The sequence below is a fragment of the Pusillimonas sp. T2 genome, assembly GCF_002236805.1.
In the GTDB taxonomy this organism is placed as follows: Bacteria; Pseudomonadota; Gammaproteobacteria; order Burkholderiales; family Burkholderiaceae_B; genus Neopusillimonas.
Map to the genome: position 1 here is coordinate 1 of NZ_NIQA01000040.1, position 445 is coordinate 445.

1 pseudogene is annotated in these 445 nt (G+C 51.5%); it reads right to left on the bottom strand.

The features are described from left to right. Positions 1–12: 12 nt before the first annotated feature. Positions 13–445, bottom strand: a pseudogene (locus tag PuT2_RS15985) (hypothetical protein); the annotation flags it as partial.

The following is a 445-nucleotide window of genomic DNA, read 5'->3' on the forward strand; positions in this document are numbered from 1 at the left end:
CCGGATTGGCAATCAAGGAAACAATTTCATGCAGGCCAAAAGAGCCACATTTCGTGGCCTATTATCTGCTGCTGTAGGAACTACTCGCGACGCATCAAAGTATATTTGCGTGCCATAGTTTCCAGCTCCATTAGGTGCATTGCCAGGATAATAGCCGTGATAGAACGCGCCACCAGAATTGCCCCACCCTGAGCCCTGGTCTCGCCACATGCTGTTGCCATAGGTACCAGTTATGTTGCGTATTGCATCGCCCTGGAAGCTCCCTAAAGTTCTTCCAACATCAGCGCCGCGTCCAGCATCCCAACCGCGAATAAACTCACCGCGCAGATCAACGGTACCATTTGTACCATCTGCCGCTACCCAATCAGTTGGGCAAGTAATTGCATGAAAATATGCATACATGCCTGGTGGCGACCCCGATCGTTTCCACACCCCGGATTGGCAA